10 protein-coding genes are annotated in these 12,902 nt (G+C 57.9%); 2 read left to right on the forward strand and 8 right to left on the reverse strand.

What is annotated here, in order from left to right; genetic code table 11:
* Positions 1–33: 33 nt before the first annotated feature.
* Positions 34–1,056 (forward strand): ketol-acid reductoisomerase, encoded by a 1,023-nt coding sequence (gene ilvC, locus AC2FIP_RS04970; RefSeq protein ID WP_142634504.1) that lies wholly within the window; start codon positions 34–36, stop codon positions 1,054–1,056.
* Positions 1,057–1,097: 41 nt separating this feature from the next.
* On the opposite strand, the gene AC2FIP_RS04975 is transcribed toward ilvC, so the two are convergent.
* On the reverse strand, positions 1,098–1,442 hold the full coding sequence (locus tag AC2FIP_RS04975; RefSeq protein WP_496785381.1) for a hypothetical protein: 345 nt from the start codon (positions 1,440–1,442) through the stop codon (positions 1,098–1,100).
* 77 nt (positions 1,443–1,519) lie between these two features.
* Between AC2FIP_RS04975 and AC2FIP_RS04980 the strand changes: the two genes are divergently transcribed.
* Positions 1,520–2,428, forward strand: coding sequence for a DMT family transporter (locus AC2FIP_RS04980; RefSeq protein ID WP_271946418.1), 909 nt, complete (start codon positions 1,520–1,522; stop codon positions 2,426–2,428).
* Here AC2FIP_RS04980 and glmM read toward each other — a convergent pair.
* From glmM to glyS, 7 genes are all read right to left on the reverse strand, one after another.
* Positions 2,425–3,768: a phosphoglucosamine mutase gene (gene glmM, locus AC2FIP_RS04985; protein ID WP_496785382.1), complete on the reverse strand. Its 1,344-nt coding sequence runs from the start codon at positions 3,766–3,768 to the stop codon at positions 2,425–2,427. The genes AC2FIP_RS04980 and glmM overlap by 4 nt on opposite strands.
* Positions 3,769–3,803: 35 nt before the next feature.
* Positions 3,804–4,802 (reverse strand): dihydropteroate synthase, encoded by a 999-nt coding sequence (folP, locus tag AC2FIP_RS04990; protein WP_496785384.1) that lies wholly within the window; start codon positions 4,800–4,802, stop codon positions 3,804–3,806.
* Positions 4,799–5,719 carry a dihydroneopterin aldolase gene (locus AC2FIP_RS04995; protein ID WP_496785386.1) on the reverse strand — a complete coding sequence of 307 codons (921 nt, stop codon included), beginning with the start codon at positions 5,717–5,719 and terminating at the stop codon, positions 4,799–4,801. The genes folP and AC2FIP_RS04995 overlap by 4 nt, the downstream gene beginning before the upstream one ends.
* A gap of 100 nt (positions 5,720–5,819) precedes the next feature.
* Entirely contained in the window at positions 5,820–7,187 is a 1,368-nt protein-coding gene (locus tag AC2FIP_RS05000) for a multicopper oxidase family protein (RefSeq protein WP_496785387.1), read from the reverse strand.
* Positions 7,188–7,264: 77 nt separating this feature from the next.
* Positions 7,265–7,939 carry a cell wall hydrolase gene (locus AC2FIP_RS05005; protein ID WP_496749132.1) on the reverse strand — a complete coding sequence of 225 codons (675 nt, stop codon included), beginning with the start codon at positions 7,937–7,939 and terminating at the stop codon, positions 7,265–7,267.
* A gap of 153 nt (positions 7,940–8,092) precedes the next feature.
* Positions 8,093–10,654, reverse strand: a complete 2,562-nt coding sequence (locus tag AC2FIP_RS05010) for a putative PEP-binding protein (RefSeq protein ID WP_281972295.1) — start codon at positions 10,652–10,654, stop codon at positions 8,093–8,095.
* A 36-nt stretch (positions 10,655–10,690) separates the two neighbouring features.
* A complete protein-coding gene (gene glyS, locus AC2FIP_RS05015; protein ID WP_496785388.1) occupies positions 10,691–12,898 on the reverse strand; it encodes a glycine--tRNA ligase subunit beta in 2,208 nt (735 codons plus the stop codon).
* Positions 12,899–12,902 lie beyond the last annotated feature (4 nt).

Consider the following 12,902-nt stretch of genomic DNA (forward strand, 5'->3'; position numbering starts at 1 on the left):
CCCACAGCAATCGAAACAGAAAGGACCAGCATCATGCGCGTCTATTACGATCGCGATTGCGACATCAACCTGATCAAAGACAAAAAAGTGGCCATCCTGGGTTATGGCAGCCAGGGTCATGCACACGCGCTGAACCTGCGCGACTCGGGCGCGAAGAATCTGGTCGTTGCCCTGCGCGAAGGCTCGCCTTCGGCAAGGAAAGCCGAAGCCGAAGGCCTGGCGGTCATGGGCATTGCAGAAGCGGCAGCCTGGTGTGATGTCATCATGTTCACCATGCCCGATGAATTGCAGGCCGAAACTTACAAGAAATACGTGCATGACAACATCAAGCCGGGTGCTGCGATTGCGTTCGCCCACGGCCTGAATGTTCACTTTGGCCTGATCGAACCGAAAGCAGGCGTAGACGTCATCATGATGGCCCCCAAAGGCCCCGGCCACACCGTCCGTGGTGAATACACCAAAGGTGGCGGCGTTCCCTGCCTTGTGGCCGTTGACACTGACGCAACCGGCAAAGCGCTGGAAATCGGTCTGTCCTATTGCTCGGCCATCGGTGGCGGCCGTTCGGGCATCATCGAGACCAACTTCCGCGAAGAATGCGAAACCGACCTATTCGGTGAACAGGCGGTTCTGTGTGGCGGTATCGTCGAGCTGATCCGCTGCGGCTTTGAAACTCTGGTCGAGGCTGGTTATGCACCCGAAATGGCCTATTTCGAGTGTCTGCACGAAACCAAGCTGATCGTGGACCTGATCTATGAAGGCGGAATCGCCAACATGGATTACTCGATCTCGAACACTGCTGAATACGGTCAGTACGTCACTGGCCCGCGCATCCTGCCTTATGAGCAGACCAAGAAGGCAATGAAAGAGACCCTGTCGGACATCCAGAGCGGCAAGTTCGTACGCGACTTCATGCTGGAAAATGCTGTGGGTCAACCCACCATCAAAGCATCGCGCCGTTCCAATGACGAGCACCAGATCGAAGTGGTCGGCAAAAAGCTGCGGGACATGATGCCCTGGATTTCGGCCGGCAAGCTGGTCGATCAGGAAAAGAACTGATCCTATCGTGACGCCGCCCCCCCCGGGGCGGCGTCATTCATTTAATGGGCGTCAAAAATTTCTATCGACGGCCCGCCAACAATATCCACATGGGTATACATCGGGTTCCAATGCTGCTCGAACCGCACCGGCTTGTCGACAACCACCGAGGGCCATTTCCCGGGCTTCTGACAGAGGAAGATGTTGAGCAGCAAATGGCTGGGATTGATCCCCTGCGGATTGGCGATAACCAACATGGGCTCGACCCCTGGATTACCAACCGTGACAATGCCCGTCACAATCAACCTAGCGGGCCCCGGAGGCATCTTGTTGTTCCAAGCATACCAATCTCGTGAAGCCACATCGTCTCCGGGCTGGCAAACAGCATTCACTTCTTTGTAGTCCATAATTTGTCTCCAAATTCTTTTTCCAATACCCCTACAATACCACACTCGCAGCTAATTGTGACGAAGCAGACAATACCATGAGCGAACCCTCTGAAATCACCAATAAAAACTGGCTTATGGTCGCTGTACTTGGCTTCATCTGGGGCGGCACATTTATGGTCGTGGCCATCGCGCTCGAAGGGTACGGGCCCGTCACAGTAGCAACAGCGCGCACGACTCTGGGCGCGCTCACCCTTATACTGCTGATGGGGGCGACGGGTCGCAAATTGCCAACAACCACGCGGGGCCTTTGGCCCTCAATCATCGTGATCGGCATTCTGTCGACGGCCCTACCTTTTTTGCTTCTCAGCTGGGGCCAGCAATATGTTCCGTCCGCCTTTGCAGGCCTGTCGATGGCGGCCATCCCGTTGATGGTGTTGCCACTGGCGCATTTCTTTTCGGATGAGCCCCTCAACGCGCGGCGTTTTGTTGGCGTATCACTTGGATTTGCAGGCGCGCTGGTGCTGATTGGCCCTGGCCTTGCACAGCTTGGTCAAGGTGCGGAACCACTGGCACAGCTGGCCTGTATTGGTGCTGCACTGTGCTATTCCTGCGCTTCTATATTCACGCGCAGATGCCCTCCGGTCGATCCGGTTGTTCTGGCTGCGCTCACTTTGCTGGTCGGCGCGGCGATCTTGTTGCCCATCATGCTGGTAACCGAAGGGGTGCCAAATTGGCATGGCGCACGGCCTAGCCTCGCCATAATCGCATTGGGCCTTGTTCCGACCGCCTTTGCCACGTTGTTGCGCGTCTCGATTATTCGCAGCGCCGGGTCTGTTTTTCTGACGCTGGTCAACTACCAAGTTCCGATATGGTCGATGGTGTTTGGCGCGTGGGTTCTGTCCGAGGCATTGCCGATACGGTTTTACGTTGCTCTGGCGATGATCCTGACCGGGCTAGCGATCAGCCAGTGGTTCAGCCTGCGCAGAATGCTGGCCGGTCGCTAGCCTGCAACCGCCGCGACCTCAGCAACGATACTGTCAACGACTTGGGCCAACAGCTGATCATCTTCACACTCCGCCATGACGCGGATCAGAGGTTCAGTGCCGGATTTGCGGATCAGCAACCGGCCTTTTCCTTTCAGGCGCTTTTCGGCATCCGCGATTGCTGCTTTTACGCCTGCCGCCTCAAGCGGGGTCTGGCCCTCGCCATAACGCACGTTCTTCAGCAGCTGCGGGACGGTTCCGAACTGGACCGACAGCTCGGATGCTTTGCGCCCGGAATGCACCATCTCGGCCAGGAAATGCAGACCCGCCATCAGGCCATCGCCGGTGGTGGCATAGTCGCTCATGACGATGTGACCAGATTGTTCGCCACCCAGGTTGAAACCCCCTTCGCGCATCCGCTCGACAACATAGCGGTCGCCAACGGCGGTTCGTTCCAGGCTAAGCCCCTGCGCAACCAGATGGCGTTCCAGACCAAGGTTGGACATAACCGTCGCAACCAATGCGCCGCCGCGCAGGCGGTCGGCCTTGGCCCAAGAGGTCGCCAACAACGCCATCAACTGATCGCCGTCGGCCACGTGTCCGTGCTCATCCACGATCACAACCCGATCGGCATCACCATCCAGGCAGATCCCGACATCGGCCCCGTGCGCCACCACTGTTTCAGCTGCAAGCTGAGGTTTGGTCGAACCGCAATTCAGGTTGATATTCTTACCGTTAGGAGATGTGCCTACAGGAATGACCTCGGCCCCAAGTTCCCACAAAACTTCGGGCGCAGTGCGGTGCGCGGCGCCATTGGCGCAATCCACCACCACTTTGAGACCGTCCAGTCTAAGATCGCGGGATAGCGAAGATTTCACCCGCTCGCCATAGCGAAACCGCGCATCGTCTACCCGGCGGGCCCGACCGATATTTTGCGCCTGCGCAGGCTTAACCCCTTCTTCGATCAGCCGTTCGATTTCAATTTCCGCCTGATCCGACAGCTTGAAGCCATCAGGCCCGAAAAACTTGATCCCGTTGTCTTCGGCGGGGTTGTGACTGGCCGAGATCATCACGCCCAGATCGGCGCGCATTGACCGCGTCATCAGGCCGACAGCCGGCGTTGGAACTGGTCCCAGCAGCAAAACATTCATCCCGGTCGAGGTCAGCCCCGCCGTCAGCGCGTTTTCCAGCATATACCCAGACAGGCGCGTATCCTTGCCAATAACAACACGGTGCACGCCGGATTGGTCACGTCGGAAGTACCGCCCAACCGCGGCCCCCATGCGCAGGGCCATCTCAGCCGTGATCGGATGCGTATTGGCGGTGCCACGCACCCCATCGGTTCCGAACAGCTTGCGCATTGGTATCTCTCCGTAAATTCTTGCTTGCGACCGGATTACCGGACGGCGGCCCATAGACGCAAGGCCTGAGCGGTTTCAGCGACGTCATGAACACGAAGGATCTGCACACCCTGTGCCAATCCGGCCAGCCCCACGGCGATAGATCCCGGCGCACGGGCATCTTTGCCGGGTTCTTTGCCTATCTGACCAATAAACCCCTTTCGGGACACGCCCAGCAGGATCGGACACCCCAAACCGTGAAACAGGCTGAGATTCTGCAGAAGGATAAGATTGTGCTTTTCGGTTTTGCCAAATCCTATGCCCGGGTCGATAACGATCTGGTCCCGGCTCATGCCGAGGTCTTCAAGAAACCCGACCTGCCCATGTAGGAAGTCATAAACATCCAGCAAAACACTGTCGTAAGTCGGGTCGTCCTGCATCGAACCGGGATCGCCCTGCATGTGCATCACACAAACGGACGCACCAACCTGGGCACAGAACGGCGCAAGGTCCGGATCGAAGGTAAAGCCCGAGACGTCGTTGATCAGCCCTGCCCCGGCTTTCCAAGCGGCTTTGGCAACGGCGGCTTTGCGGGTATCTATTGAAATCAACGCATCGGTGGCCGACCTGATCGCCCTAATCAGCGGTTCGGTCCGGGCGATTTCCTCATCTTCAGGGACAAAGGTTGCACCCGGGCGTGTCGACTCGCCTCCGATATCGAGAATGCTGGCGTCCTGCACGACCATGTCCCGCGTCGCAGCCTGTGCCGCCTCGACCGAGTTATGCACCCCGCCATCCGAGAAACTGTCCGGCGTGGCGTTGAGGATCCCCATGATCTGAGGGCAATCCATCGCAACTCCAGAAACAGCTGCCCGTGGACGTGTCAGTCGATCCAGCACATCCCCCGGAACCTGCGCAGCCGGGATGATGCACGCGGCTTCAGTCCGGCTCAGACGTTCGACATGGGTAAACCACAGCTTCTGACCGGCTAAGGTCACCGCCCCTTCAGGGCGCGCCTCACCATGCTGAACCAGGGGTCGGTAGTAAGCAGTCACAGATTCGCCTGATCCACCGGCACAGCGCGCAGCGGAATCTGCGGCGAGTCCGGCAGGGCGCCTCCGAAAACCAACAGCTCACTTGCTTCGAAAGTCGCGGCAAACCATGCCGCCAAAGCGACCGCGTCAGAGGGTGCGGCAGATGGCCCATCCACCGCATCAAGAACGATCTTGGACGGGGCCCAAACGCAAATCTGTCCGTTCTTCATGGCCCAATCCAATTCAGTCCGCGTGGATACGACGACACAGCGCAGGTCACGCGCGGCCAATACCCAGGCGTTTTGCTCGATGGCCAAAAGGTCGATCCGGCGTTGTGTCATGGCGTGCCCGGTTTGTGAAACGGCCATCTCCGCCGCCCCAACGCATAGGATCAAGGGGCGTTTCCGATTCTCCAACTGGTCGATCCAACCGGTCAGATTGTCCGAAGCGATTGCTTCGTTTGACAGGAAGGCCAAACGCGGGTGCGGACGCTCTTCCTCGACCAGATCGTGGTGAGATGCATCTTTACCGCGCACGATCTCGACGCCCAAAGCGCCGGGTCCTCGGTCCAGTTTTTCTATTCTGACAAAAGCCCTTACGGCCTGAGGCTCAAGCAAAATTCTTTCCGCAATCCGGTCTGCCAGAGTTTCCAGCAGGTTCAACCGCTCGGCTGACAGTTCAAAGGCGATAGCCTCGGTCACACGATCATATGACAAAATGCGATCAACATCGTCGTCAATCGGGTCGGTCAAAGGGCGCACCTCGACAACGATATTAAAGCAAATGCGTTGCGTCGTTCCGCGCTCTGCCTGAAAAGCGCCAATTTCGACCTCGACAATATGGTCCCGCAGAGAAATGCGATCCAGAGGTCCCCGCGTGGCTGTCGCTTCGGACCGCTCGGAGGGGTGCGCAAAGGCAAGACGGATTTCAGAACTCATGCGGTTGACCCTTTGGGCTTGGTGGACTTTTCGGACCTATTTACACATTGCAGGCCCTATAACACTGCAACAAGCGCCATTCCAGTCTTCGAATGCGGCGTCAGCTGACGCGAAACCAGCTCATCATTCCCGATGCTGAATGACCCAGCATATGACAGTGCAACAACCAGTCGCCTGGATTGTCAGCAATCAGCGCGATTTTACGGGTCTGACCCCGCCCTATCAGTATCGTGTCGCGCCAGGGGCCCAGCGTGCCGTCATCCAGGATGATGCGGAAATGGTGCCCATGCAGGTGCATAGCATGGGAAAATACCGTTTCATTGACAAACTCAATCTGATGAGCACTTCCCAATCGCGCATCCAGAAACGGCTCATCCGGTCGATCAGAATAGCCATTCAATGCCCAAAACCTCCCGAGTTGGGCCAATTCACGGCCTGATAGCTCGGTCTCGCCCATATTGGCGGAATCCAGCCAGCGCATGGCCCCGCCTTGCAGCGTCATGCGATGGATCGGTGCGTCGTCCAGCCGAACCTTAGGCATCTCATTTGCTTGCAAGGGGCGGATTCCAGTCCTGTTTGCCGCCACCTGACCGACCACTGCAAGCCGAACCAGACCGAAGCTTTCACCGCGTTCTTGACTAACAAGCCCGGCAATCTGACCCTCATCACTTTGCACATCCGCGATCAGATCCATCCGCTGAGCAGGTGCAAGCGGGACGTTCCCAGAAAACGGCAAAGGGTCAACCAGAGGCATTCCATCCAAAGCGACGATCCAACCTGTCAGACCATCAAGCCCCAGATCGAATATCCTGGCATTTGCCGCATTGATCAGCCGCAGCCTCAGGCGCGCGCCGCGCGCCACTGCATATTCTGGATCAAACTGGCCGTTAACTGTGACGAGATTACCCAAACGCCCGGCGTGGCTGAGGTCGTGCTGGTTATCAAAATCTTCTACGATCTGCCCGGTTTCCGGGGTCAACCGCCAGTCGTCCAGGACAAGGGTCAAATCCTGATCCACATCAGGCAGATTATCTTCTTCGACAATCAATGGGCCGTAGAGGCCACGCGCAACCTGCTCCATGGATCGGTTATGGGCATGATACCAATATGTCCCCGCATCCGGGACCACAAAGTCATAGGTAAAACTGTGGCCAGGCTGAACAGCGTCCTGCGTCAGACCCGGAACTCCGTCCATTGCATTGACAATCCGAATGCCATGCCAGTGGATCGTAGCGGGTTGGGGCAAATCGTTTACCAATCTGCGCCGGACGCTTTGCCCTTTGCGCAGGCGAATTTCTGAACCGGGCACATTTCCACCAAAGGACCAAACCGAGGTCTCGGGGTACCCGTCAGGGGCCAGCTGTCGGGAGACGATTTGGGCAACCAAATCATCTATTGCGGCATGCACTGCCTTGGGCAACAGCAACATTGCTGTACCGGATTGCAAAATCTGTCTGCGTGATAACACCAATACGGGCCTCCTGGACCCGCAATCTAAACCGATTTTCGTCCCGCGCCAGTAGGGTTCCAGCGCGGGTGCGTCAATCAGTTACTCGCCGTCTGATAGTTGTGACGGTAGAAAATATGGACACCGATACGCGCGGTTTCCTTGTAGACCTTGGCCCAAGACGGGCGCACTGCGGTCGTGTGATAATGCGTAGCACCTTCGGTCAGCTTTTTGGCATCCCCGTCGATGGCTGTACGCGCGACTTTCGCTACACGCTCATAGGCCTTCTTTTCACGGATCACTTCTTCTTGACCGTCACAGGTATAGGTGAATTGGCACTGGTATTTCTTACCTGTGCCCTGATTGATCACACCACACAGCGTGTCGGGAAAGCGGCTGCTGGCAACACGGTTGAGGATAACCTCCGCCACAGCAAACTGACCGCGCACGCCTTCGCCGCGCGCTTCAAAGTACAACGCCTCGGCCAGGCACTTGAATTGTTCGCCTCCGGTGGCGGTGGGTTGCTCGTCCAACCAGCTCTTGGAGTAGGACACTTCTTTCGGCTCAGGCTCCTGTCGGGGCTTGAACAAATTCAGATAATCGCGAAAATTCTGACCGGGCAGTTCGCTACGGGCGACCAGCTCACGTTTCGCAGTATCGGTTGCTTCCCTCTCAGCGAAGGACACACTAGGCAGCATGGTTGTCGCCATAACGGCAACAGCCAGAATATATCTTAGCATCAGATAACCTCGCACAGGCACATTCTGCGCCATACCCTCCCCCGGCGGGCGCGATGAGGCTCATACCGAATTGAATCGGAAACGTCCAGATCAGAAGAAGATGCAAGTGGAAAATCGCCGTAACGTCAAAATAAGTTGACGACGGCTACCTTCTTTTCCCACTAATCCTTGGGTCGGCAGTTACTGTCAACCCCCAAGTCTGGACGAAATCGCCAGTTGAGCGGCAGCCAGCCGAGCGACAGGTACCCGGAAGGGTGAACATGACACATAGTCGAACCCCAAATCCCGACAAATTGCGATTGATTCGGGGTTTCCGCCATGTTCACCACAGACCGACAGGGTCACGTCCGGCTGAACCCGGCGTCCGCGTTCAGACCCCAGCTTCAGCAATTCCCCTACACCATCGGGATCTAGCACGTGGAACGGATCCTCGGCGAAAACACCCTGACGCACATAAGCAGACATGAAACGACCAGCGTCATCACGAGACAATCCGTAGGTCATTTGGGTCAAATCATTGGTGCCGAAGCTAAGGAACGCAGTTTGTGGAGCGATTTCGTCCGCCCGCAGGCAGGCACGCGGCGTTTCCACCATGACCCCCAGCCGATATTCGAACTCTTGCCCTCGTTCAGCGGCTACCGACGCCGCAACCGTGTCTATCCGAGATTTGACAAGCTCAACCTCGCGCTTGGCCGAAACCAGCGGTATCATCACCTCGGGGACCACCAGAGCGCCCTCTTTGCTGGCCTCAAGCGTCGCCTCAAAGATTGCCCGGGCCTGCATATCATAGATTTCCGGCACCGTGATGCCCAGCCTGACGCCGCGCAATCCCAACATCGGATTATATTCGGTCATCTCGGCGACACGGCGTTCCACATCCGAAACCGGCAGATCAAGTGCCTCTGCTAATTCACGCTGGCCACTGCGAGTCGTGGGCAGGAACTCATGCAACGGCGGATCGAACAGGCGGATACAGACCGGTTGACCTTCCATAATTCGAAAAAGTTGCACGAAATCTGCGCGTTGCATCGGAAGCAGACGTTCCAGAACCGCCGCACGACCGGAAGAGGTTTGGGCAAAGATCATTTCGCGCATCACGATCAGGCGGCCGGGATCAAAGAACATATGTTCCGTCCGGCACAGGCCGATCCCTTGTGCCGAAAAGTTCCGAGCGGTCTGCGCATCCGCAGGCGTATCGGCATTGGCGCGGATCTCAATATCACGTTCGGCGTCTGCCCAGCTCATAAGCGTCTGAAAACAATCGTCTAGAGCCGCCTCAAGCATCGCGGGCTGCCCCGCCAGAACCTGCCCCGAAGTTCCGTCTATCGTCAGCTTGTCGCCCGTTTTGAATACGCGGCCATCCTGAGCTGTCAACATCTTCTCTTTGGTCTGAAACCGCATTTCAGAGGCGCCAACGATGCAAGGCAGGCCCAAGCCGCGACCGATCACGGCCGCATGGCTGGTCATCCCACCCTTTTCGGTCAGAACAGCCACTGCGGCGTGCATTCCCCGGACATCCTCCGGGGACGTCTCTCGGCGCACCAGAATACAGGGCTCGCCCCGCGCGGCACTGGCCTGCGCCTCGGCCGCAGTAAACACAAGCTTTCCGGTTGCCGCCCCTGGACTGGCTGCAATGCCTGTGGTCAGCACATCGCGGCGCGCGTCGGGGTGAACCTGCCGGTGCAGCAACTCGTTCAGAGAATGCGGATCGACCCGCATCACCGCCTCTTGCTGAGGAATGATGCCATCCTCGGCCAACCGAACAGCAATCCGCATGGCGGCACGGGCACTGCGCTGCACGCGCACACCGTCCAGAATGTGAACGTGCCCATTTTCGATGACGAATTCGACCTGCATTTCCTCACGCAGCTTTTCGCGCATGATTGCAGCATGTGCCTTGAGTTCCGCGAATGCCTTGGGCGCAACTTCCTCAAGCGACTTACCACGCGGATCCTTTTCCAGATACAGAGCAGCGACCCCCTCGCCCAACGCATCGCGACCCTGGCTTTGGCTGAGGTAACGACCGGTTATCTGCTGCAGCCCTGTTGTCGGATCAATCAGTTGCAGAACGCCGGACCCGCATTCGCCCTGCCCCACACCCGGGACCATCTCTTGAATGACCAGGCCCAGACCTGCATCCGCTGGCGCACCTTTTGCTTGGCGTAACAGCCGGGCTGAGGTTCCATCCCATGCCCGCGCCATCGAACGCAGAACCGCAACCAGCTGCTCACCACGATCCTGTGGGAAAGGCTCGTCGGTTTCATCCTCATAGGCCCGCAACGACTGGCGCAGACCTTCCAGCCCATCGGCCTCGATGTCGTCAAACACATCCGCATCCAGACGCGCCACATGAATGGCATAGCTTTGAACAAAGCGCAGCGACAGTGCAGCCGCGGCCTCGTTCCCCATCTCGTCTGACAGATCCACATAGCGCGCATCATTCATACCGATGTTGAGGATTGCCCCAGGCCCGCCCCAATCGGGGTCCTCGGAACTTGGACGAACACATAGCAGCGCCGCCTCGTCGAACTGTTCGAGAATGGCCGCAATGTCGGGCACCTGCCCGCCGGCGATCCGCTGCACTGCATCAAAGGACAATGCAACCGTTCGTGGTACGGGAAAATCCAGCCGAACCAGGCGCTGCAGGCATTTCGCGCGCCCGCCATGAGTATTCGCCGCTACGGGCGCTTCGGCTGTGATCAGAGTGGTATGCGGGTTATTCTGCACTGCGGCACCTTTTGGTTTCACCGCAGCATAGGCCCCTGCGCCCGTGGCGCAAGAGCGTTAACCTTCGATTCGGACCAGATCGGCCACGCTGGAACAGACCTTCCTGATCTGGCTGAGCAGGTTCAGGCGGTTGCGGCGCAGGATGTCATTGTCGGTATTGACCTGCACATCCTCAAAGAACGCATCCACCGGCCCGCGCAGCGCGGCCATGGCCGTCATCGCGGCCGGGAATTCCTCGGACGCCAGTGCTGTATCGATCCGCGCCTGAGCCTGATCCAATGCTGCAAACAGCGCCTTTTCACTGTCTGTTTCGGCAAATTTCACATCTGCCCCATAAGAGTACTCGACCCCATCCTTTTCCTCGGCCTGAGTCAGGATGTTGTTGGCCCGCTTGAACCCCTGCAGGAGGTTTTCACCATCCTCGGTGGCAATCACCGCGTTCAGCGCACGGGCACGTTTGACCAACAGGTTGAGGTCGTCATTGCCCTCCATCGCGATACAGGCGTCGATGATGTCGTGGCGGATGCCCTCGTCACGGAGAAAGGTTTTGAGGCGGTCGTGGAAGAAGGAGAGAAGGTCATCCACATTATTAAGAAAAACTGCAAACGCGTTCTCGAATGCTGGATCAAAGTCAGAACGGTCTTTCAATTCTTCGATGCTGTGTACATTGATGAATTCAACAGCGGAAATAGACTTTTGCATCGCCTTAGAGAGCTCAGAACCAAATCCCTCATGAAGTGCACTTTGAAAGCAGGACTTGGCTATCTGACCAAGAGGCAGATTTAGACCATTTTCCAACACCAACCGAATAACCCCCAACGCCGCGCGACGCAGCGCAAACGGGTCTTTCGAGCCGGTTGGTTTCTCATCAATCGCCCAGAACCCGGTCAGCGTGTCCAGCTTATCGGCCAGCGCCACGGTCACGGAAAGCGGTGCCGTTGGCACATCGTCAGACGGGCCCAGCGGCGAGTAATGCTCCTGCGCCACGGCGGCCACGGCAGCGTCTTCGCCTGCTGCCTCAATGTAATAGCGCCCCATAAGCCCCTGAAGTTCGGGGAATTCATAGACCATTTCCGAGCTCAGATCGGCCTTGGCCAGACGCGCGGCTTTCTCGGCCTGATCCGCATCTGCTCCGACCACTGGGGCCAGTTCGCGGGCAAGTGCTGCGATGCGGTCGATCCGTTCCGCCTGTGTGCCCAGTTTGTTGTGGAAGGTCACGTTCTCTAATGCGCGGGTCCACTGAGTCATATCCGACTTGGCAATGCGCAGGTCATTCTCCCAAAAGAACTTCGCATCCGCCAGACGGGCCGACAGCACCTTTTGGTTGCCCGCCAGAATGGTCGCGCCATTGTCGGCGGTTTCGCGGTTGGCGACGGTGATAAAGCGTTCAATCCGGCCGGTTTTAGGGTTCTTCACAGAAAAAAACTTCTGGTGTTCCTTCATCGAGGTTTGCAGCACCTCGGGCGGCAGTTCCATAAACTCCTGATCAATCTGCCCCATCAGCACCACGGGCCATTCGACCAGCCCGGCCACCTCGGCCAGCAGGCCCTTGTCGTCGACCACTTCCAGCCCAGCAGCAAAAGCCATGTTCTGCGCGTCGTTCCAGATGTGTTCGGCGCGTTCCTCAGGTGACAGCACAACAAAAGCGCGTTTCAGCTTGGCAGCGTAATCCTCGAACGATGTTACAGAAAACCGGTTCGGGGCCATAAAGCGGTGACCCTCGGTTGTGTCGCCGGATTTGATCCCTTCAACTTCCAGAGGCACGACCTGCGCTCCGGTCTCATCATTGAGGATGCACAGGATCGAATGCAGCGGACGCACCCAGCGCATCGACCCACGTCCCCAGCGCATCGACTTGGGCCAGGGGAAATTACGGATGGTCGCCTCAAGCACTTCGGCCACGATATCAGTCGCCGGTCGCCCGGGCTTTTCGATCATCGCGAAATACACCGCGCCTTTGGGCGTTTCACGCTCTTCCAACTGGTCGCGGGTCAGGCCGGCGCCGCGCAGGAAGCCTTCGATGGCCTTATCGGGTGCGCCCACTTTCGGGCCTTTGCGTTCCTCGCGGATGAACGGGCTTTCGGCCAGCAAGCCTTCGACCGCCAAAGTCAGACGACGGGGCGTGGTCAGTGAGGCGGCCCCGGCATAGGTCAGACCGGCCTCGACCAAACCATCGGTGATCCGCTTTTTCAGGTCTTCACCGGCACGGGTTTGCATGCGTGCAGGGATTTCCTCGGAAAACAGTTCGATCAGCAGGTCGGGCATAGTC

Source organism: Ruegeria sp. CDSB114 (assembly GCF_059611025.1).

What these genes read in the sequence shown, in the direction of transcription:
- ilvC (WP_142634504.1), top strand. Translation starts at nt 34, where the DNA reads ATGCGCGTCTATTACGATCGCGATTGCGACATCAACCTGATCAAAGAC.
- AC2FIP_RS04975 (WP_496785381.1), bottom strand. Translation starts at nt 1,442, where the DNA reads ATGGACTACAAAGAAGTGAATGCTGTTTGCCAGCCCGGAGACGATGTG.
- AC2FIP_RS04980 (WP_271946418.1), top strand. Translation starts at nt 1,520, where the DNA reads ATGAGCGAACCCTCTGAAATCACCAATAAAAACTGGCTTATGGTCGCT.
- glmM (WP_496785382.1), bottom strand. Translation starts at nt 3,768, where the DNA reads ATGCGCAAGCTGTTCGGAACCGATGGGGTGCGTGGCACCGCCAATACG.
- AC2FIP_RS04995 (WP_496785386.1), bottom strand. Translation starts at nt 5,719, where the DNA reads ATGAGTTCTGAAATCCGTCTTGCCTTTGCGCACCCCTCCGAGCGGTCC.
- AC2FIP_RS05005 (WP_496749132.1), bottom strand. Translation starts at nt 7,939, where the DNA reads ATGGCGCAGAATGTGCCTGTGCGAGGTTATCTGATGCTAAGATATATT.
- glyS (WP_496785388.1), bottom strand. Translation starts at nt 12,898, where the DNA reads ATGCCCGACCTGCTGATCGAACTGTTTTCCGAGGAAATCCCTGCACGC.